The sequence below is a fragment of the Haloterrigena turkmenica DSM 5511 genome (assembly GCF_000025325.1).
In the GTDB taxonomy this organism is placed as follows: domain Archaea; phylum Halobacteriota; class Halobacteria; order Halobacteriales; family Natrialbaceae; genus Haloterrigena; species Haloterrigena turkmenica.
This window is the reverse complement of record NC_013743.1, coordinates 1,576,983-1,596,060: the sequence shown is the minus strand read 5'-3', so window position 1 is coordinate 1,596,060 and position 19,078 is coordinate 1,576,983. Positions and strand designations below refer to the sequence as shown.

Sequence of the window (19,078 nt, the reverse complement as noted above, 5' to 3'; positions counted from 1 at the left end):
AGGACTCGGACTGATCAGGAGTCGCGCTCGAGGGTCGTCACGTCCCGAACCTCGAGTCGCGTGCCGCCGTTTTCGCCGTTGTCGATCGACAGCTCCCAGTCGTGGGCTTCGGCGATCGCTCGAACGAGGGCCAGCCCCAGCCCGTCGGTCGCGACCGCGTCGCCGGTCTCGACGCCGTCGGGACCGGTCGTCGGATCGAGGACCCGCTCGTGAGCGGCCGGCGGGATCTCGGCGGCGTCGTCGTGCAGGAAGAAGCCGCGGGAGCGATCGTCGTTCTCGAAGCCGACGAGCCCCACCTGGATCGTCACCTCGCTGTCGGCACGGGCCGCGGCGTCGTCGAACGCCGTCTCGAGGAGGTGGACGAACCGGTCGGGGTCGGCCCGCAGCGTCGCCGGCTCCTCGACGACGACCGAGTCGTAATCGAGCCGGGAGCGCTCCAGCGCCTCGTCGATCGCTGACTCGAGGGTGATCCGGCTGCGGGTGCCGACGGTCGAGGCGTTGCGGGCGAACTCGCGGATGTCGTCGACGAGCCCTTCGGCCCGGTCGAGCGTCGCTTCGACGGAGTCCTCGGCGAGCGGGAACTCCCACTCCTCGTGGGTTTCACCGTCGGTGCCGGTGCGGGAGCCGTCGCTCTCGAGGGCGTCGGCGACGGTCGACAGCTGGGCTTTGAGATCGCTCGAGAGGACGTTCGCGACCGACTCGAGGCGTTCGGTCTGGCGCTCGAGTTCGGCGGTCCGCTCCCGGAGGACCTGCTCCCGGTCGGCCCGGTCGAGGGCCGCGCGGGTGTTCTCGACAAGCGTCGAGATGAGGTCGACGTCGGTCTCGTCGAACCGGTGGGGCTCGAGCGAGCCGGTCATGAGGACGCCGTGGGTGCCGATCGGTGCGATGATCTCCGACCGGATCGGCGTGTCGGGGTTGTAAATGTCTTCGACCTCCCGGAGGTCGTCGAACCGCTCGACGTCGCCGGACTCGAAGACGTCCCAGACGAGCCCCTCGCCCGGGTTGAATCGGGGGAGGCCGCCGAACTCGTCGTGGGCCCCTGCGGTCCCGGCGACGGGGTCGAGATAGCCGTGTTCCTCCTCTAACAGCCAGACGCCGCTGATCGGCAGCTCGAGCAGGTCGCTCCCGGAGTGAACCGCGATCGCACAGATCTCCTCGGGGTCGTCGGACTCGAGCAGCCAGCGAGTCACCTCGTGGAGCGACGTGACGACGCGCTCGTACTCGCGGCGGTCGGTGACGTCGCGGATCACGGCGGCGACGGTCGCGACGTCGTCCTCGATCGGAACGAAGCGGAACTCGCCGATCCGATCGATACCGTCGGCGTCGGTAAACGGGACCTCGAGCGTTCGCTCGACCGCGCTGCCGATGTCGATATCGGTGATCGCGCGGCCGATCTCGACGGCGTCCTCGGCGGCGATCCCCGCGCAGTCGATGAGCCGTTCGACGTGTTCGCCGACCAGCTCCGCGCGGTCGATGCCGAGGGCCGTCTCGGTGGCGTCATTGACAGTGACGATCTCTCGGGACCGATCGAGGGTGACGACGGCGTCGTTGACGGCCTCGACGACGGCGGCGTGTTGGGCCAGGGTCGTCTCCTGGACCTTCCGGTCGGTGACGTCGCGCATGTAGACCGAGAGGCCGCTCTCGGAGGGGTAGGCCCGCGCCTCGAACCAGGTCTCCAGTTGCGCGTGGTAGATCTCGAAGGAGACGGGGACCTGTTCGTCCATCGCCCGGTGGAAGCCGTCGGGGAACTGCGTCTCGACGGTCTGGGGGAACTCGTCCCACATGACCCGGCCGATCAGCTCCTCGCGGGAGCGTTTCAGCAGCGTCTCGGCGCGCTCGTTTACGTACGTGAACCGAAAGTCCGTATCGAGCGCGAAGAAGGCGTCGGTCACTCGGTCGACGATCGGTACGGATCGCAGCGTCACGACTGTCCACCCCCGTTTCCGGTCGGTGACGGCGCGACGATACCTCCCTCTGCGAGCCGATCGGCTCGCACCCTCGTTGCGATCATCGACAGCCAGTTGTTCCCTTCCTTCGCGGACCGCGTATTTCAGTGTCGTGGCCGAGCATTGGCACGTCACACCCGCTCGTACAGCGAAACCGTCGTTCCGAGGCCGCGCTCGACGGCCCGGTCGAAGACGAACTCGGCGGTAGCGGCGTCGAGAACCGCCGTCCCGACGCTCTCGAGGACGACGATCTCCGCCGGCGACTCGCGGCCGTCGGCGCCGGCCACCACGTCCCCGAACGGTCGGACCTCGAGGTCCTCGTGCCCGCGCAGGTCACCGGTTTCGCGGGCTTCGTCGGGGACGTCGGCGAAGACGCGAGCCGCGCGGGCGATCGTCTCGTCGTCCAGTTCGCGCATCTCGGGCGTGTACGCGCCCACCGCGACCACGAGCGCTCCGTCGGCGAGGGCCTCGCCCGGGAAGACCGGCTCGGTGCTCGTCGTCGCCGTGACGACGACGTCGGCGTCCGTCACGGCCTCCCGCGGGCTCTCGACCGGCGTCGCCGCGACGCCCAGTTCTGACTCGAGGTCCCGGGCACAGTCGATCCGGGAGTCGCTCGGCGAGAAGACGCGGATCGACTCGAAGCGGTCGACGCCGGCCGCGGCGGCGATGGCTCGGATCTGCCAGCGGGCCTGCGTACCGGCGCCGATGACGGCCACCTCGAGCGGGCCGTCGACGGCGAGTTCGCGGGCGGCCAGCCCGCCGATGCAGCCCGTCCGGGCGCTGGTGACTCGATTTCCGGCGAGATAGCCGACCGACCGGCCGGTCTCGGCGTCGATCACCTCGATCTGCGCCGTGACCGTCGGCAGTCCGCGCTCGGGGTTGTCCTCGACGACGGTCGCGAGCTTCGTCGCGGCGTAGTCGGCGCCGTGGACGTACGCCGGCATGCAGAGTCCGGTTCCGGCGGGGTCGTCCGGGGCGTCCGGGTCGAGCCCCGTTCCGATCGGGTAGTGGGGCCGCTCGGGCCGCTCGACTTCGCCCGCGCGTTGCTTCTCGAAGGCGTCGGCCACGACCGGCAGCAGTTCCTCGAGGTCGAGGACCGACGCGACGTCGCCGTCCGACAGCACGCGAACCATAGTCGAGCATCGGCGCTCGAGTACTTCAGTGTGGACGCGACGGCGGCCGATGCCGGCCGACGGCGACCCTTCGGCCGTCCGACCGCACGATCAGCCGACGACCGCATGGGACCGACGAGTCGGCGGCGACCCGCCTTCAGAAGAATTCGCCGAGGTAGACGTCGGTCTCGGGAAACAGCGTCCCGAGCGTTTCGAACGCTTCGGGCGCCGCCGAATCACCGACCTCGAGTCGGCCCGTTCCTTCGAGATCCCGTACCGATCGGGTGCCGACGACGAGTTGGGAGAGCGCGCCGATCTCGAGGCGGACGTCGGCCGCGTCGGTTCCGTCGTCGGTGCGCTCGCAGGTAGCGGTCCCGTCCGCGATCTCGAGGGCGAACGGTCCGTCGTTCCAGTCGGCCAGCGGGTCCTCGACGGCGATCGTCAGGCTAGCGTCGCGGCCGGGATAGGAGAGCGCGGACAGCGTCGCTGCAACGTCGACGATGCGGACCATCGGACCGTCCGAGACCGACGTCTCGATCTCATCGGGATCGCGAACGAGGTCGCGCAGCGGGACGTCAGCGGGGAGGTCGAAGCGAACGCGCTGGACCTGTGACTCGTGTCGGTAGCAAAACGCCAGCAGCGATAGCAGGGCGTCGTGATCGACGAAGACGAGTTCGGAGACGTCCATCCGCCGGTCGCCCTGCTCGCCGTCCATCGTGTAGACGAGATATCCCGCGATGTCGCCGTCGCGCTCGTACGCGTAGACGAACGGATCCCGGTCGCTGCCGCCGAAGATGCGGTAGCGCCACCAGTCCGCGTCGCGCTCGAGGGCCAGCCCGTAGCGGTCCGCGTGGGTCGCGTAGGCCGCCTCGAGTCGGTCGTACTCGTCGGCCTCGAGTCGACGGAAGGAGGCGTCCTCGGCGTTCGTTACACCGGTCGCGTCCGCCGCGACCGACAGCAGTGACGGCTCGAACTCGTGAGCGTGGACCCGGTTGGCGGTGTCCCAGCCGTACTGCCGATAAAAGCGGTAGCGGAACGGCCACAGCACCGAGAAGCGGACGTCGTGGTCGCGGTACTCCGCCAGCGAGCGGGCGAGCAACTGCCGGACGTGGCCTCGGCGTCGATACTCGGGGGGCGTCGCGACCGACGCCAGCCCGGCGGTCCGATGGACGTCGCCGCGGACGTGCGACTCGAGCCAGTAGTGCCGACAGACACAGCGAGGGTCCGCGTCGTCGGCCGCCTCGCTCGCGTAGAGGCCGCGCCGGGAGCCCAGCGTCGCCCGCGGCATCTCGTGCTCGTCGGGATCGTACGCCGGGACCCCGTCTTCGGGCTGGAACGCGTAGCTACGGTACTCGTGGAAGACGTCCCGTTCGTCCGTGATGGGACGGTAGTCGACCATGCGAACGTGAGCGAGGGCGACCGGGAAAACCCTTCGTGATCGCATCGACGCGTAGCGACTCGAGGCGCGTTCAGCGGGCCGTCCGTCAGTCAAGCACGATCAGTACACCCCCGACGATCGCGAGGACCGCGCCAGCGACGGTGAGCCAGAGCAGTCGCCGATCCGGAACCGATTTCTTCGGCGCCCCCGAGAGCGCCTCGAAAACCGACCCGGCGACCATTCCGAGGCCGCCGATCGTCAGCAGGACGGGGACGACGCCGAGGCCGCCCGAGAGCAGTCCGGAGAGCCCGATGAAGCCGAGAGAGCCACCGCAGACGGCCATCGAAACGTAGTACAGGTACACTTCGCGGCGTGGCAACGGACTCATGATGGTATAGTAACTAGTCGCGGAGCAAGAAGCTACCGAATGGGAAGCCTACAGCGTGGTCGGATACCTCGCAGGCCCCGAGCGGGACTGATAGCGGGCGATCGAACGGACGACGCCCGTCTCAGGCGTGTCCGTCGACGAACGCCTCGATGCGAGCCAGCGCCTCACGGAGGTCCTCGAGGCCCGTCGCGTACGAGATCCGGAGGTGGCCGTCGCCGCCGGCGCCGAAGACGTCGCCGGGGACGACGGCGACGCCCTGTTCGCGGAGAACCTCTTCGGCGAACTCCTCGGCGGTGAAGCCCTCGGGCACCTCGGGGAAGCAGTAGAAGGCGCCCTTGGCCTCGAAGACGTCCATCCCTATCTCGCGGAACCGCGAGAGGACGAACTGGCGGCGCCGATCGTACTGGGCCACCATCTCTCGGACGTCGCTCTCACAGGAGTCTAGGGCCTCGAGGGCGGCGTACTGGGCCGTCGTCGGCGCCGAGAGCATCGTGTACTGGTGGATCTTGTTCATCGCGCCGATGGCCTCGGCCGGCCCGAGCGCGTAGCCGAGTCGGAGGCCGGTCATCGCGTGGGCCTTCGAGAAGCCGTTGAAGACGATGGTGCGCTCGCGCATCCCCTCGAAAGTCGCGATCGAGGTGTGCTCGCCGTCGTAGGTGAGTTCGGCGTAGATCTCGTCCGAGAGGACCATCAGATCGTGTTCGCGGACGAACTCGGCGATCGGCTCGAGGTCCTCGGCGGACATGATCGCCCCCGTCGGGTTGTTCGGGTAACAGAGGACCAGCATGTCGGCCTCGTCGGCGCCCGCTTCCTCGAGACCCTCGACGGTAAGCCGGAAGTCGTCTTCCTCGTAGGTCGGCACGGGAAGCACCTCGCCGCCAGCGAAGATCACGCCGGGTTCGTAGGAGATGTACGACGGCTGGGCGATGGCGACGGTGTCGCCGGGGTCGACGAACGACCGGAAGGCCAGGTCGACGGCCTCGCTGGCCCCAGCGGTGACGATGATCTCCTCGTCGGGGTCGTAGCCCAGGTCGAACCGGTCGGCGACGTAGTCGGCGATCGCCTCCCGGAGGTCGCGTCGGCCACGGTTGGCCGTGTAGGAGGTCTTCCCCTGTTCTAGGGACGTGATCGCGGCGTCGCGGGCCGCCCACGGCGTCGCGAAGTCGGGTTCTCCGACGCCCAGCGAGATGACGTCGTCGCGCTCCTCGGCGATCTCGAAGAACCGCCGAATCCCCGAGGGCGGCACCGTCTGGACGCGATCGGACAGTTCGAACGTCATGGTCAGGGTGAGAACGAGAGCCGTTCGTCGTCTTCGCCGTCGCCGAACTCGATCCCGTTCTCCTTGTAGGAGGTCATCACGTAGTGGGTGACCGTCTGAGTGATCTCGGGGACGGGCGCGACCTTCTCGCTGATGAATTGCGAGACCTCGCGGATGGAGTCGCCCTCGACCTCCATATCGAAGTCGTAGTCGCCGCTGACCAAGCGCAGCGCTTTGACCTGCGGGAATCGTGCGAGGCGCTGGGAGATGTCGTCGTAGCCAGTCTCGCGGTCGAGGCGCACGTTCAACTCGACTTCGGCGCGGACGCGCTCGTCCTCGAGCTTGTCCCAGTCGACGACCGCCTGATAGCCGCGGACGACGCCCGTTGCCTCGAGTTCCTCGATGGCTGCTTCGACCTCGTCCTCCTCGAGGTCGGTCATTCGCGCGATATCGGCCGTCGAGTACCGCGCGTTCTCACGAAGCAACTCGAGCACCTCGCGTTCGCTCATACCAACGCGAAGCGCGACCGCGAGTAAAGTTCTAACGTTGTTCGCTCGGCGGATCAAGCCGTTGACCCGCACGGCAGACTAATGGAGTGCTACTTCGCAGCGCGGGCAGATCTGTGCCTGTACGGGGACTCGAGACTGGCAATCGGGGCAGGTGATGTCCTCTTCCAACTGAAATCGGTATGCTCGACTCATCGTCGTCGGTGGTACCACGGCCCCTATGATAAATCATATTACGGTATATCAAACAGTATCAAGCGGCGACCAGTCGGTCGACGGCCGGGTTCGAGGGACCGACGGCTCTCGGACGGGTATCGGCGTCTCGAGAGAGAAGAGACGGGAATGGGGCTACCGGTAGTTCTTGAACAGGAGCGCCCGCACGTCGTCTTTCGTCTGGACCTGCTCCGTCGTGCCGTCCGGCAGTTCGACCTCGTAGCGGTAGTCCGCGGAGTTCGATTCCGACCACTTGTCGTCGTGGGTCTCGAGCAGGCTCATCATCTCGTCCAGCATATCGTCGTCGTCGGCCGAGCCGTCGCTCGAGTCGTCGTCCCCGTCGTCGTCGGCGCCCGTCGGTTCACCGTCGTCGTTCTCGCTCGAGGCGTCCTCGTCGCTCGAGTCGGCCGTTTCGTCTCCGCCCTCGGCGTCGGACTCCGGTTCCGGCTCGGAGTCGGGATCGACGACATCTACATTCGCATCCGCCTCGGCGTCGGCCGCCGTCCCGTCGGCGTCGACGGAGTCGTCTTCGATGTAGGTGACCTCCTCGAGGTCGTCTGAAGCCGACTCGCCGTCGATGGCGGCGCCGACCGAGGCGGCAACGTCATCGGTTGCCGAGGAGTCCAGATCCGTGTCGATATCGACGTCGAGGTCAGGGTTGCCCTCGAGGTTGTCGATCAGAAACTGGACCGCGTCGCGTTCGCGGACGAAGCCGTACTTGCCGACGACCTGTTCGGAGATCTCCTCGCGAAGCTGCTGGATGACCGCGTACTGTTCGTCAGTGACCTCGAGCGTTTGCATATGCAGTCGATGCGGCCGGGGGTACTAATAGGTAAGTCGTCACGTCGGAGCGCGGCTCGAGCACGCCGGGCGGAGGGGCCGCCGACCCGGGGACGATCTCCGGGTGTCGTCCGACATCGGGCTGCTGGTCCCGCGGATTGCGACGAACGGGACCGTTAAGGGCCGGGAAACCGAACTATCAGATATGGTACTGAAAGAGTCCGACACCGAACTCGACGCCGGCGATCCGGCCCCCGACTTCGAACTCGAGGGCGCTGACGGCGAGATGCACGCACTCGAGGAGTTCGCCGACAACGAGGCGCTGCTGGTCGTCTTCACCTGTAACCACTGTCCCTACGCGAAGGCGAAGTTCGACCTGCTGAACGAGCTGGCCGACGAGTACGACGACGTCGCCGTCGTCGGCATCAACCCCAACGACGCCGACGAGTACCCCGACGACTCCATAGCGAAGATGCGAGAGTACGTCGAGGACGGAACGATCCGGTACGACGCCTATCTGCGCGACGAGAGCCAGGCCGTCGCTCGAGCGTACGGCGCGGTCTGTACGCCGGACCCGTTCCTCTTTGCGTGGTCCGACGCCGACGAGGAGTTCCAGCTGGTCTATCAGGGCCGCCTCGACGACGCGCTGAACCCCGACGACGAACCGACGCGGTTCCAGATCCGGGAAGCCATCGACGCGGTGTTGGCTGACGAGTCCGTCGACCTCGAGTGGCAACCGTCGCAGGGCTGTTCGATCAAGTGGACCGACGACTGACTGTCTCGGCGGACTGACTACTCAAACCGATCGACCGACGACCGATTTCCTCGCACGATTGACGGCTAACCGCCTCGAGCGGCCGACCGATCGCCGATCGGAACTGACGACCGCTTTAGGCAGTTGTGAACGCGGTCGCGACGACGGGTTGCGATTGCCGGGCGTTCGTTAAGGGCGCTTGCATTCCTATCACGGAGGACGAATGGCCTGGTTCGCTTCAGTCCTTCTCGTGGTCGGGTTTTCCCTTCGACCGTCGCCGATCCCGGAATTGCAGCGAACGTACCTCGACTTGCCGGGAGTCCAACTCCTCGCGACTGTACTCCTCGTCGCGCTCCTCATCGCCGGGATCGGCGTCGCCTCCCGGGTGCGAGACCTCGCCCGCCGACGGCGTGGCCGACAGATCGCCGAGGCGAGTTACGTGTTCGTCCTCGGCGGCCTCGTCACAGGCGGCGTCTACGGCTTCAGCGTCATCTGGCGGGTCACGTACGTCCTCGAGTACACCCTTTCAGCGATGATGATCGACCGGTGGCTGGCCGCCCAGCAACTGGTCACACTGGCGATCGCCCTCTCTGCCTACCTCGCGATGCGGTTCGTCAACCGCTCGATCGACAAGCTCGCGCAGACGCGGGCGCTCACGAAACACCAGAGCGAGGTGGCCTACCACGTCTCCGACGTCGCGATCGTCGCCTTCGCCGCCACGGTGATCCTGACCCTGTGGGGGATCGACTTAACGAACATCTTCATCGGCGCGGGGGCGATCACGGCCGTCGTCGCGCTGACGGCCCGCGAGACGCTGACGGCGATGCTCGCCGGCTTCATCCTGCTGTTCTCGCGGCCGTTCTACGTCGGCGACTGGATCGAGGTCAACGAGACCACCGGGATCGTCACCGACGTCACCATCTTCACCACCAAGATCCAGACGTTCGACGACAAACACGTCCTCGTTCCGAACGACGAGGTGACCGACAGCCAGCTGATCAACTACTCACAGAACGACCAGCTCCGCGTCGACGTCGAGGTCGGCATCGACTACGACACCGATATCGACCGCGCCCGATCGGTCGTCGTCGACGCGACCGAGGACCTCGAGCCGGTCAAGAACGCCCCGAACCCGCAGGTGATCGCGACGGAGTTCGGCGAGTCGGCAATCCTGCTCGAGTGTCGCGTCTGGATCGCCGATCCGACGATGCGGCGCAGGCACCAGGCGCGGACGGACGTTATCGAGGCGATCACGACGGCGTTCGAGCGCGAGGGGATCGACATCCCCTACCCGCATCGCGTCCACGCGCCGCGCGAGGAGAGCTTCCCCGTCGACGGCGGCATCGATCGCGGGAGCGCGGTCTCGCCGCTCGAGGACTGAACCGGCGGGCTCGAGCGGGCCGACGGTCGGAGAACGGGGACGACGGTCGGTCGGAGAACGGATGCGATGGACGGTCGGAAAACGGGATTCGACCGACGACAGATCACGGCGAAACCCAGCGGACGGCAGGCAGACGCGTCGCGGTCGAGATCGTCACTCGACCTGAATCTCCCCCTGCATGTTGCTGTGGGGGTTACAGCGATAGTACGCGATATCCTCGCTGGCCGTAAACGAGAGGGTCTCGTCGGGGTCGCTGGTCAGCTCGAGTTTGTACGCTTCGTCGACGAGTTCCTCGTTTTCGTCCCAGAGCTCGATGTTGTGCTCCGCGCTGTCGCCCGGCTCCCAGCTGATCTCGTACTCGGCGTCGGCCTCGAGGACGAGCGTCGGGTTCTCGACGTTCTCGATCGCTGCAGGCTGGAGCCCCTTCCAACCGCTTATCTGTGCCTCGAGCATGATCGTCTCGCCGGCGTCGATCTCGTAGGTGTCGTCGCCGCTCTCGTCACCGTTCTCGTCGTCACTGTCGTCGTCACCGCCCGTACAGCCGGCGACGGCGACGGCGAGCGTCGATGCGCCGGCGGCCTTCAGCACGGTCCGTCGAGTGTGTTCGGTCATGGTAGCTTCACCGAACAGTACCGACTAGGAGACATTGAGCGGGACGTATATTCCCGGAGGGTGGGAGTACGTTCGACCATGTTCGGGGTCGAGACGACGGGGCCGGACGCGACCGGTTTCGAACCTCGGTCGACTACCGGACGGCGCGCCGGTACTGGACGGGCCAGTGCGGGGCGGCGTCGTCCTCGAGTTCGCCGGCCGCGCGCAGTCCGAAGTACGGGTCCCGGAGGAACTGCCGGCCGACGAGGACGAGATCCGCACGGCCGTTGCGCACGATGGCGTCGGCCTGTGCGGGTTCGGTGACGCCGCCGACGGCGCCGACGGCGACGTCGCTGCCCTCGCGGACCGCTTCCGCCAGCGGGACCTGAAAGTTCGGCCCGCCGGGAACCCGCTGGTCGGGGTGGAGCCCGCCGGAACTGACGTCGACCAGATCGACGCCGAGGTCGGCGAACTCCCGGGCCAGCCGGACCGACTGGTCGATGTCCCAGGACTCGCGGTCATCGAGCCAGTCGGTGCCCGAAATGCGGACGAACACGGGCTTGTCGTCTGGCCAGACCTCGCGGACCGCCTCGACGACTTCGCGGACGAGTCGGGTGCGGTTCTCGAAGCTGCCGCCGTACTCGTCCTCGCGGCGGTTCGTCGCCGGCGAGAGGAACTCGTGGAGCAGGTAGCCGTGGGCCGCGTGGACCTCGGCGATCTCGAAGCCGGCCGCGAGCGAGCGCTCGGCCGCCTCGCGGTAGGCGTCGATCACGGTCTGAATGTCGTCATAATCGGCCTTCCGAATCGCCGGCCGATCGCCGTCGAACGGCGGGTAGGCTTCGGGCGACGGCGAGAGAACCTCCCAGCCGTCCGCGCCGTCGGGGTCGGTCTCGTCCGGCGCGATCGGGACGTTGCCGTCCCACGGGCGCCGCTTGCTGGCCTTGTGGCCCGCGTGGGCGAGCTGAATGCCGGGGACCCCACCCTGCTCGCGGATGAACTGGGTGGTCGGCTCGAGCGCCTCGGCGTGCTCGTCGCTCCAGATGCCGAGGTCGTGGGGCGTGATCCGTCCGCGGGGCTCGACGGCGGTCGCTTCGGTCATCACGATCCCGGCCCCGCCGACGGCTCGGCTCCCGAGGTGGACGCGGTGCCACTCGGTCGGGAGGCCGTCGGGGTCGCAGGAGTACTGGCACATCGGCGAGACGGCGAGTCGGTTGGGTATCTCGAGGTCGCGCAGCGAAAGCGGAGAGAACAACTCTGACATCGGCGCGGTAGTACTCACGGCGGCGGGAAAACGACCGTGGAGGGAGCGGGGATTGCCCGTTTCGAAGGCGCAGCGGCGCGGCGGCGCGAGCCGGTTTGTACCGCCTGGATATCGGCGTGACGCGGTCCGTGCGCAGCGCGTACTCGTCGGTCTCGCGGCCGTGACCACCGCACGTCCGTTCCGCGGGAGCGATCGAGCGACGCGCCGGTCAACAGATTCAAATCGTCCAAACGCGGTTATACAACTCAATTATGAAGACTTCGACTGACGGCCGCCTCGAGCGCGGTCTCTGGATCGTCTTCGGTGGACTGTTTGCGGTGATGGCCGCGTCGGTGTACGCGCCCGTCGAACCGATCGTCGGCGTGTTTCCGCTCTGGTCGATGGTGGCGTTGCTCGCAATGCTCGCGACCGTCGTCGTCGCCGCGATCGCGGGAATCGGCTACGGCTGGCCGGGTGAGGGACGATGAACGGAACAGTCCTCGCCATCGTCGGCCTCTATCTGGTCGCGACGCTGGCGATCGGCTGGTACGGATACGTCCGGACGGGGACGACGCCGGCCGAGTACTTCCTCGCGGGGGGAACCCTCGGACGGGTCGTCTTCCCGCTGACGATGTTCGCGACGCTGATGAGCGCCTTCATCTTCCTCGGGAGCGCCGGCTGGGGATACCAGCACGGAATGGGGTGGTTCGCGCTCCTCGGCGTCGAGGCGGTCGCCGGGATCCCGCTCGCGCTGATCGGCCTCCGCGTGTGGCGGGTCGGCCGCGATCGGGGCTTTCTCACGCCGACGGAACTGATCGGTACGGCCTACGACAGCGACGCGGTGAAGCTGGCGGTCCTCGTCGCGCAGTTCGTCTGGGCGATTCCGTACCTCGCGATCCAGGCGATGGGCGGCGGCCTGCTGTTCGAGTCCATCACCGACGGTGTGATCACGTTCACGCAGGGCGCGGTCCTGCTCACCGTCGTCACCGGAATCTATCTCACGCTCGGCGGGCTTCGGAGCGTCGCCTGGTCCGACGTCCTGCAGGGCGTCGCGGTCGTCGTCCTCCTCGGGGGTGCGATCGGCTACCTGCTCCCCGCGCTCGAGCCCGCCGCGGTGACGGCGGAGCTGGCCGGCGAGACCGAGCTGCTGACGCCGGCGGGCGAACTCGGCCTCTTCACCCCCGGCGTGTGGGTCTCGTTCCTGTTGATGAACGCGATGGCGATGATCGCCTACCCGCAGATGTTCCAGCGGTTCCTCGCCGCGGAGGACGAGCGCGCGTTTCGGTCGCTGCTCGTCTGGTGGCCCGTGATGGTCGTCGTCGCGGCGCTCGTCCCCGTCCTCCTCGGCGTGTGGGGCGCCGCGGCGATTCCCGGCCTCGAGGACCCGGACGCGATCCTGCCGGCGCTGCTCTCGGCGCACGCGCCGCCGTGGATCTTCGGCGTCGTCATGGGCGGCGCCCTCGCGGCGATGATGAGCACGGCCGACAGCCTCGTGCTCACGCTGTCGTCGATCGTCTCCCGAGACCTGTATCGCGCCCACCTGAACCCGGACGCGAGCAGTGGCAGGGAGACGTGGGTCGGCCGGCTGACCGCGGTCGTCCTGTTGGGCTTCGGGCTGGCGATCGCGCTCGTCCAGCAGGGGACTATCATCGACCTCGCGGTCTACTTCATCCAGGGGAACGCGCTGTTGCTTCCGGCGTTCCTCGGCGCGCTGTACTGGCGGCGGGCCTCCGCGTGGGGCGCGCTGGCGTCGGTGTGTTGCGGCCAGGCGTACTTCGTCGCGGCGGAGTTCGGTCCCGCGCCGTCGTTCGCGTTCCTCCCGTTCGTCCCCGCGCTGCTCGTCGCCTGTGGCGCCCTCGTCGCCGGATCGCTGCTTTCAGCGCAGTCGAAGACGACCGCGCTCGTAGCGACGAACAGGTCCTGACTCCACCTCACGTCACGAACAGACGATCACACTCACCATCATGATGGAGACGACGTACACGAACCCGCACGCACCGACCGACGCCACGCTCGACGAGTGGGTCGAAACCGTGGTCGCGACCCACTTCGATCCCGACGGCGGCACCCCCTACTGGCTCGAGTGGCAGGACGACCGCGGAATCGACGTTCGCGAACGCGTCGACTCGTTCGCGGACCTCCGGGACGTCTTCGACCCGTTCGACCAGGACGTCCTCCGAACGCTCTCCGCCGCGGAGTTCGCGCCGCAGTCGCTCGACGGCGATCGGCGCGTCTACGAGACCGGCGGGACGACCGGCGCGCCGAAGCGGGTCGTCATGCGAGACTACTGGCGCGAGCAGGCCCGCTGGACGGCCCGTCTGCTGGCGGAGTGGGAGTTCCCGACCGGGAACGTCCTCGGACTGGCCCCGCCGGGCGGCGCGAACAACGCCGGCACGTTCGTCCAGCACCTCGCCCACGAATGGGACGCGCTGCCGTACCACGTGACGATGGACCCCCGATGGGCCAAGCGCCTCTCCGAGCGACCCGACGACCGCGAGTTCGACGACTACGTCGACCACCTCCTCGAGCAGGCCGAGCGCGTCCTCGAGAGTCAGCCGATCGCGGTGCTGTTCACGACGGCGCGTCTGCTCGAGCGGCCGCGCGTTCGGGACCTCGTCGCCGACTCCTCGATCGAGGGGATCGTCCACGGCGGCACCGCGCTCGATCGGGACACCCACCGCGTCTTCCGCGAGGAGTGGTACGCGGACGTCGCCCTCGCCGGCGAGTACGGCAACACGCTGATGGGCGTCGCCCCGGAGGCGCCGCCGTCGCTCCGAGCGCCGTCCGAGCGAGCGTACCACCTCGACTACGTCCCCTGCTACCCGTACTTCGTCCCGGAGATCGTCGACGACGACGGCGACGTCGTCCCCTACGGCGAGCGGGGAACGGTGCGACTCACCGTCCTGACGGAGGAGTTCTTCCTCCCACTGTTGCCGGAGCGCGACGCGGCGATCCGGATCGAAGGGGCGGGCGACCTGCCGTGGGACTGGGTCCGCACGCCGGGTACGAGCGACCGAGCGAGCGAGGACGCCGTCGAAGGGGTGTACTGACGTGCTCCCGGTCGTCTCCGACGGCGAGCGGGAGACGGTCCGGTCGACGACGGTCGAGGGGACCGACGGTCCCGTCGCCGAGGCGGCGCGGGCGCCGACCGTCCGCGTCCACGACGCGCTCTCGATCGCTCGAGAGGCGGGGTTCGACGCCCTCGCAGACGTTCCGATCGCGGAACTGCTCGACCGCCTCGCGACCGCGGGCGCGCTGTTCCTCGGCGAGGGCGCTCCGTCAGCCAGCACCGATTCGCTCGAGCCGTTCGAGACGTACCGCCGACGCGTCACCGAGACGACGGGGCTGCCGGCCGGCTGGGTCCGAACGAGCGCCCACTGGCTCGCCGTCGGGCTCCGACACGCCGCCGAGTCGCTCCGGGCGCAGTCGCCGACCGGCGAACTCGACGTCTACGGCGATCCGACCTACACGCGGGAGACGACCGTGGGACTCGCGTTCACCCCACGCGTCCGGGCCCTCGGCGCGTCGATGCCGGCGAACGATCCCACCGTCTACGCGTGGCCGGCGCTGGCGCTCGGGATGCGGATTCCGATCGTCCTCCGTCCCTCGGATCGGGAGCCGTTCACCGCGATCCGGCTGGCTCGAGCGCTGCTCGCCGCCGGGATCCCGCCGACGGCGGTCCACGTCCTGCCGGGCGATCGGGCCGTTGGTGAGACGATCTGTCGGGAGGCCGACCACGCCCTCGCGTTCGGCGGCGCCGAGGCGGTCGCGCCGTTTCGAGACGATCCGACCGTCGAGACGTACGGGCCCGGAGAGAGTATCGCGATCCTCGGCCGCGATCCGACGGACCGGGAACTGGACACGCTGGCCCGCGGCGTCCGCCGCGCCGGTGGACGGGCCTGCTTCAATCTCACCCGTATCGTCGCGACCGGGGACTGCGATCCCGACGCCCTCGCCGAGGGAGTGGCGGATCGGCTGGCCGAGGCCGACGCGGGCCCGCTTCACGACGAGCGCACCGACGTTCCCGGGTTCGTCGATCGCGAGGCGGCCGTCCGAATCGACGACGCGATCACGGCCATCGACGGAACGGACGTCACCGCGGCCGACCGCGAGACGCGCCTCGTCGAGCGGGCCGGCGCCGCCCGACTGCTACCCACCGTCCTCCGAACCGACGAACTCGTGCCCGAGTTCCCGTTCCCGTTCGTCGGCGTGACCGAACGCGAGCGGTCGGCGCTGCCGGACTGCCTCGAGGGCGCCTACCTCGCGGTCGCGATCGGCGACGACGACCTCGAACGGCGGCTGGTTCGTTCGCCCGCGTTCAGAAAGGTCTACGGCGGCGGCTATCCCGCGAGCGTCGACCTCCGGGAGACCCACGAGACGTACCTCGCGTCGTTCCTCTACGAGACGACCACCTACGATCCGGCGTAGCGCCGCCGGTACCGCTCAGTCGATCGACATGCCGCCGTCGACGCGGAGCACCTCTCCCGTCACGAACTCGTGGGTCGCGAGGAACCGGACCGCCGTCGCGACCTCCGCCGGCGTCGCCTCGTAGCGATCGAGGAGCGTGTCGACGGTGTGATGGCCCCGGAAGCGCCGTTCCTCGAGCGATTCGGTGATCTCGTCGTTCATCGGCGTGTCGACGGGGCCGGGTGCAACTGCCGACACGCGGATCCCGTCGGGACCGAGTTCGCGAGCCAGCGCTCGCGTGGCTCCCACGAGGCCTCCTTTCGAGGCCGCGTACGTGACGTCGACCGTTCCGAGTTCGGCCGCGACGCTGCCGACGTTGATGATCGCCCCCTCGGTCTCGCGAAGCGGATCGACCGCGGCCGCCGCGACGTTGATCGCCCCCTCGAGATTGGTCGAGAGGACGTCGCCGACTCGCGACGGCGCGGACTCGGCCGGACCCGGGGCGACGATGCCGGCGGCGTTGACGACCGTCGACAGCGGACCCAGTTCGGCGGCGCCGTCGACCAGCGCCCTTGCGTCGTCGATATCGGCGACGTCTCCGCCGACGACCGTCGCCGTTCGCCCGCTGGACTCGACGACGTCGGCGGTCCGCTCCGCACCGGCCTCGTCGGTGTGGTAGCCGACCGCGACGTCCGCGCCCGCTCGAGCCAGTTCCGTCGCGATCGCCCGCCCCACCGTGCCAGAGCCGCCGGTGACGAGTGCGGTTCCCTCGATCTGCATGCTCGAAGAGAGCCCGGTCCCCCAGTTAAGCCCTCCGTCACCCGGTTCGGCGGCGGAGAGCACGGACCGACTCGCGTCGGGGTCCGACGCTGCGCCGAGGCTATCTACGACCACTTATCTCGCTGGCGGTGTCAAGACCGCTATGCCCGCGATTACGCCGCTCCGTACGCGGTTCGACGCCGATCGGCCCGTCGTCGGAATGGTCCACCTCCCGCCCGTTCCGGGTGCACCGGGATACGAAGGCGACCGCGACGCCGTCCGCGACCGCGCCCTCGAGGACGCCCGTCGCCTCGAGGCCGGCGGCGTCGACGGGATCGTGCTCGAGAACTTCGGCGACGCGCCGTTCTATCCTGACGACGTCCCCAAGCACGTCGTAGCGGAGATGACCGCCGTCGCGACGGCAGTGACCGACGCCGTCGATGTCCCTCTCGGGATCAACGTCCTTCGGAACGACGCCGATGCCGCCCTCTCGATCGCCGCGGCCGTCGACGCCGAATTCGTCCGCGTGAACGTCCACGTCGGCACCGCGGCGACCGATCAGGGCGTCCTCGAGGGCCGAGCCCACGAGACGCTCCGACTCCGCGACCGAATCGACGCCGACGTAGCCATCCTCGCGGACGTCCACGTCAAGCACGCGACGCCGATCGGCGACCGCTCGATCGACCGAGCGGCCCTCGAGGCGGTCGAGCGCGGCCGCGCGGACGGCGTCATCGTCTCGGGCCCCGGAACCGGCGACGAGACCGCACTCGAGGACGTCGAACGGGTCGCGGCTGCGCTGGACGGAGCCGGAACCGCCGGGCGCACATCCGTGTTCGTCGGCAGCGGCGTCACGAGCGAGACCGTCGGCGACTGTCTCGCGGCCGGCGCCGACGGCGTCATCGTCGGCACGGCGCTGAAGGAGGGCGGCGAGACGACGAATCCCGTCTCGCGCGAGCGCGTCAAAGCGCTGGTCTCGAGCCGGGACTCGATGGCCGATTAGCTCCCGATCAGCAAGGGACCGATCAGCACGCCCATCAGGTGGACGCGTCGAGCGCGGACGCGAATCGGGACCAGCCCGATCGCGGTCGCGACGGCGAAGACGCCGATCCCGACGAATCCCGTGAAGAGATACGAGAGACAGCACAGAAGGGCGAGGACGGCGACCGAGATCTTCCAGTAGGCCGTCCGACCGACGAAGTCGAGATAGACGTCGCCGACGACGATCACGAGGACGAAACCGACGCAGCCGGCCAGGACGATTCCGGCGACCAGCACCGGCAACTCGAGGGGAGCGTTCACCGTGTCGAAGGCGACCATCACGCCGGTCCGGGGCTGACCGATGGCGGCCAGGGCGAACAGCGCGAAAATCGTATTCGCCGTGTCGACGCCGCTCGTTGCGACGATGTAGCCGCGGTCGCCGGATCGGCCCGGGACGACCACCAGGACCGCGACGGCGGCGATCGCCGCCGAGATGCCCGGGATGTAGCCGACCACGGCGCCCGCCAGCGCTCCGGCGATCGCCGTCGCGCCGACGAGCGGGCGCGACATCGCGATCGACTCGTCGCGCTGTGGCGGCACCCCGCCGCCGCGGATCGCGTCGATCAACACCGGCGCGCCGAACAGGCCCGCGAACAGCGGCGCGAGCATCCCGCCGGCCTCGAGGGGCGCGTCCGTCGCGAGATCGAGCGTCAGGACCCCGAGCGTCGCGGCGAGCGCGAACGAAACCAGGCCGCCGAGGCGGGTCCGCCACGTCCGTTCCGACGCGATCAGCGCGACGACGACCATCGCCAGCACGACGGAGAGGTGGGTCCGGATCGTCGGATATGCGGCCGTCACGCCCCGCGTGACCGGGACGGCGAGCGGGACCGCCGCGAGGACCGCGAGCAGACTGCCCAGCGCCGAGAGCCGGATCGCCTCGTAGCCCCGGCCCTCGAGGACAAGCCGGTGACCCGGCAGCGCGGTGATCGCCATCTCGGCGTCGGGCACTCCGAGCGCCATCGCGGGGACGGCGTTGACGAACGTGTGGACGACCCCCGCCGCGAGCATCGCACAGCCGACGAACAGCGGCCGGCCGGGGATCGACGGCGCGAAGCCGGCGAGCAGGAGGGCGAAGTTGTTCGCGTGGAGCCCCGGAACGAGCCCGCTACAGCAGCCGAGCGCCGCGCCGGCCAGGATCCACGCGAGCAGTCCCAGCGTCAGCGACGGCTCGGCGAGGAACTCGACCGACGCGGGGACAGCGGCCATCGCTCCCTCTGGCCGCGTCCCGTCGGATAAACTCGAGGGTGGTGATTGGTACGCCGGGGATCGCTGTCAGACATGACTCGAGTGCCGCTCGGACGGGATGTGGACAGCCGTCGCTGTCGGT

Annotated in this window: 18 protein-coding genes; 7 read left to right on the top strand and 11 right to left on the bottom strand. The window is 68.7% G+C overall.

The window, feature by feature from the left end; translation table 11 throughout:
* Window positions 1-14: 14 nt before the first annotated feature.
* From HTUR_RS07540 to HTUR_RS07510, 7 genes are all read right to left on the bottom strand, one after another.
* Window positions 15-1,925 (bottom strand): PAS domain-containing sensor histidine kinase, encoded by a 1,911-nt coding sequence (locus HTUR_RS07540; RefSeq protein WP_012942723.1) that lies wholly within the window; start codon window positions 1,923-1,925, stop codon window positions 15-17.
* 152 nt (window positions 1,926-2,077) lie between these two features.
* Entirely contained in the window at window positions 2,078-3,079 is a 1,002-nt protein-coding gene (locus tag HTUR_RS07535) for an ornithine cyclodeaminase family protein (protein ID WP_012942722.1), read from the bottom strand.
* Window positions 3,080-3,215: 136 nt separating this feature from the next.
* A complete protein-coding gene (locus tag HTUR_RS07530) occupies window positions 3,216-4,457 on the bottom strand; it encodes a GNAT family N-acetyltransferase (protein ID WP_012942721.1) in 1,242 nt (413 codons plus the stop codon).
* A gap of 85 nt (window positions 4,458-4,542) precedes the next feature.
* Window positions 4,543-4,824 (bottom strand): hypothetical protein, encoded by a 282-nt coding sequence (locus HTUR_RS07525; RefSeq protein WP_012942720.1) that lies wholly within the window; start codon window positions 4,822-4,824, stop codon window positions 4,543-4,545.
* 121 nt (window positions 4,825-4,945) lie between these two features.
* Entirely contained in the window at window positions 4,946-6,103 is a 1,158-nt protein-coding gene (locus HTUR_RS07520) for a pyridoxal phosphate-dependent aminotransferase (RefSeq protein WP_012942719.1), read from the bottom strand.
* 2 nt (window positions 6,104-6,105) lie between these two features.
* Complete coding sequence (locus tag HTUR_RS07515) at window positions 6,106-6,591, bottom strand: Lrp/AsnC family transcriptional regulator (RefSeq protein ID WP_012942718.1); 486 nt, start codon at window positions 6,589-6,591, stop codon at window positions 6,106-6,108.
* A gap of 345 nt (window positions 6,592-6,936) precedes the next feature.
* Entirely contained in the window at window positions 6,937-7,602 is a 666-nt protein-coding gene (locus HTUR_RS07510) for a hypothetical protein (protein ID WP_012942717.1), read from the bottom strand.
* 184 nt (window positions 7,603-7,786) lie between these two features.
* Between HTUR_RS07510 and HTUR_RS07505 the strand changes: the two genes are divergently transcribed.
* Together HTUR_RS07505 and HTUR_RS07500 are read left to right on the top strand one after the other, a co-directional pair.
* Window positions 7,787-8,356, top strand: a complete 570-nt coding sequence (locus HTUR_RS07505) for a thioredoxin family protein (protein WP_012942716.1) — start codon at window positions 7,787-7,789, stop codon at window positions 8,354-8,356.
* Between the two features lie 202 nt (window positions 8,357-8,558).
* Complete coding sequence (locus HTUR_RS07500; RefSeq protein WP_012942715.1) at window positions 8,559-9,716, top strand: mechanosensitive ion channel family protein; 1,158 nt, start codon at window positions 8,559-8,561, stop codon at window positions 9,714-9,716.
* A gap of 153 nt (window positions 9,717-9,869) precedes the next feature.
* Here the strand turns inward: HTUR_RS07500 and HTUR_RS07495 are convergent, their stop codons facing one another.
* Together HTUR_RS07495 and HTUR_RS07490 are read right to left on the bottom strand one after the other, a co-directional pair.
* Window positions 9,870-10,328: a cupredoxin domain-containing protein gene (locus tag HTUR_RS07495; protein ID WP_012942714.1), complete on the bottom strand. Its 459-nt coding sequence runs from the start codon at window positions 10,326-10,328 to the stop codon at window positions 9,870-9,872.
* A gap of 133 nt (window positions 10,329-10,461) precedes the next feature.
* Window positions 10,462-11,568 (bottom strand): NADH:flavin oxidoreductase/NADH oxidase, encoded by a 1,107-nt coding sequence (locus tag HTUR_RS07490; protein WP_012942713.1) that lies wholly within the window; start codon window positions 11,566-11,568, stop codon window positions 10,462-10,464.
* A 251-nt stretch (window positions 11,569-11,819) separates the two neighbouring features.
* Between HTUR_RS07490 and HTUR_RS07485 the strand changes: the two genes are divergently transcribed.
* The 4 genes from HTUR_RS07485 to HTUR_RS07470 are packed head-to-tail and all read left to right on the top strand — an operon-like array spanning window position 11,820 to window position 15,975.
* On the top strand, window positions 11,820-12,035 hold the full coding sequence (locus tag HTUR_RS07485; RefSeq protein WP_012942712.1) for a hypothetical protein: 216 nt from the start codon (window positions 11,820-11,822) through the stop codon (window positions 12,033-12,035).
* Window positions 12,032-13,471 carry a sodium:solute symporter family protein gene (locus HTUR_RS07480; RefSeq protein ID WP_012942711.1) on the top strand — a complete coding sequence of 480 codons (1,440 nt, stop codon included), beginning with the start codon at window positions 12,032-12,034 and terminating at the stop codon, window positions 13,469-13,471. Before HTUR_RS07485 ends, HTUR_RS07480 begins: the two co-directional genes overlap by 4 nt.
* A 40-nt stretch (window positions 13,472-13,511) precedes the next feature.
* Window positions 13,512-14,597, top strand: a complete 1,086-nt coding sequence (locus HTUR_RS07475; RefSeq protein ID WP_012942710.1) for a hypothetical protein — start codon at window positions 13,512-13,514, stop codon at window positions 14,595-14,597.
* A gap of 1 nt (window position 14,598) precedes the next feature.
* Window positions 14,599-15,975, top strand: coding sequence for an aldehyde dehydrogenase family protein (locus HTUR_RS07470; protein WP_012942709.1), 1,377 nt, complete (start codon window positions 14,599-14,601; stop codon window positions 15,973-15,975).
* A gap of 15 nt (window positions 15,976-15,990) precedes the next feature.
* On the opposite strand, the gene HTUR_RS07465 is transcribed toward HTUR_RS07470, so the two are convergent.
* Window positions 15,991-16,734 (bottom strand): SDR family NAD(P)-dependent oxidoreductase, encoded by a 744-nt coding sequence (locus tag HTUR_RS07465; RefSeq protein ID WP_012942708.1) that lies wholly within the window; start codon window positions 16,732-16,734, stop codon window positions 15,991-15,993.
* Window positions 16,735-16,876: 142 nt separating this feature from the next.
* Between HTUR_RS07465 and HTUR_RS07460 the strand changes: the two genes are divergently transcribed.
* Window positions 16,877-17,713: a BtpA/SgcQ family protein gene (locus tag HTUR_RS07460; protein WP_012942707.1), complete on the top strand. Its 837-nt coding sequence runs from the start codon at window positions 16,877-16,879 to the stop codon at window positions 17,711-17,713.
* Here the strand turns inward: HTUR_RS07460 and HTUR_RS07455 are convergent.
* A complete protein-coding gene (locus tag HTUR_RS07455; protein WP_012942706.1) occupies window positions 17,710-18,957 on the bottom strand; it encodes a tripartite tricarboxylate transporter permease in 1,248 nt (415 codons plus the stop codon). The two genes, HTUR_RS07460 and HTUR_RS07455, sit on opposite strands and share 4 nt — an antisense overlap.
* Between the last annotated feature and the right edge of the window lie 121 nt (window positions 18,958-19,078).

Bases quoted from the DNA above. Each gene is read 5' to 3' on its own strand.
- HTUR_RS07535 (WP_012942722.1), bottom strand. From the start codon at position 3,079: ATGGTTCGCGTGCTGTCGGACGGCGACGTCGCGTCGGTCCTCGACCTC.
- HTUR_RS07530 (WP_012942721.1), bottom strand. From the start codon at position 4,457: ATGGTCGACTACCGTCCCATCACGGACGAACGGGACGTCTTCCACGAG.
- HTUR_RS07525 (WP_012942720.1), bottom strand. From the start codon at position 4,824: ATGAGTCCGTTGCCACGCCGCGAAGTGTACCTGTACTACGTTTCGATG.
- HTUR_RS07520 (WP_012942719.1), bottom strand. From the start codon at position 6,103: ATGACGTTCGAACTGTCCGATCGCGTCCAGACGGTGCCGCCCTCGGGG.
- HTUR_RS07515 (WP_012942718.1), bottom strand. From the start codon at position 6,591: ATGAGCGAACGCGAGGTGCTCGAGTTGCTTCGTGAGAACGCGCGGTAC.
- HTUR_RS07510 (WP_012942717.1), bottom strand. From the start codon at position 7,602: ATGCAAACGCTCGAGGTCACTGACGAACAGTACGCGGTCATCCAGCAG.
- HTUR_RS07505 (WP_012942716.1), top strand. From the start codon at position 7,787: ATGGTACTGAAAGAGTCCGACACCGAACTCGACGCCGGCGATCCGGCC.
- HTUR_RS07500 (WP_012942715.1), top strand. From the start codon at position 8,559: ATGGCCTGGTTCGCTTCAGTCCTTCTCGTGGTCGGGTTTTCCCTTCGA.
- HTUR_RS07495 (WP_012942714.1), bottom strand. From the start codon at position 10,328: ATGACCGAACACACTCGACGGACCGTGCTGAAGGCCGCCGGCGCATCG.
- HTUR_RS07490 (WP_012942713.1), bottom strand. From the start codon at position 11,568: ATGTCAGAGTTGTTCTCTCCGCTTTCGCTGCGCGACCTCGAGATACCC.
- HTUR_RS07485 (WP_012942712.1), top strand. From the start codon at position 11,820: ATGAAGACTTCGACTGACGGCCGCCTCGAGCGCGGTCTCTGGATCGTC.
- HTUR_RS07480 (WP_012942711.1), top strand. From the start codon at position 12,032: ATGAACGGAACAGTCCTCGCCATCGTCGGCCTCTATCTGGTCGCGACG.
- HTUR_RS07475 (WP_012942710.1), top strand. From the start codon at position 13,512: ATGATGGAGACGACGTACACGAACCCGCACGCACCGACCGACGCCACG.
- HTUR_RS07465 (WP_012942708.1), bottom strand. From the start codon at position 16,734: ATGCAGATCGAGGGAACCGCACTCGTCACCGGCGGCTCTGGCACGGTG.
- HTUR_RS07460 (WP_012942707.1), top strand. From the start codon at position 16,877: ATGCCCGCGATTACGCCGCTCCGTACGCGGTTCGACGCCGATCGGCCC.
- HTUR_RS07455 (WP_012942706.1), bottom strand. From the start codon at position 18,957: ATGGCCGCTGTCCCCGCGTCGGTCGAGTTCCTCGCCGAGCCGTCGCTG.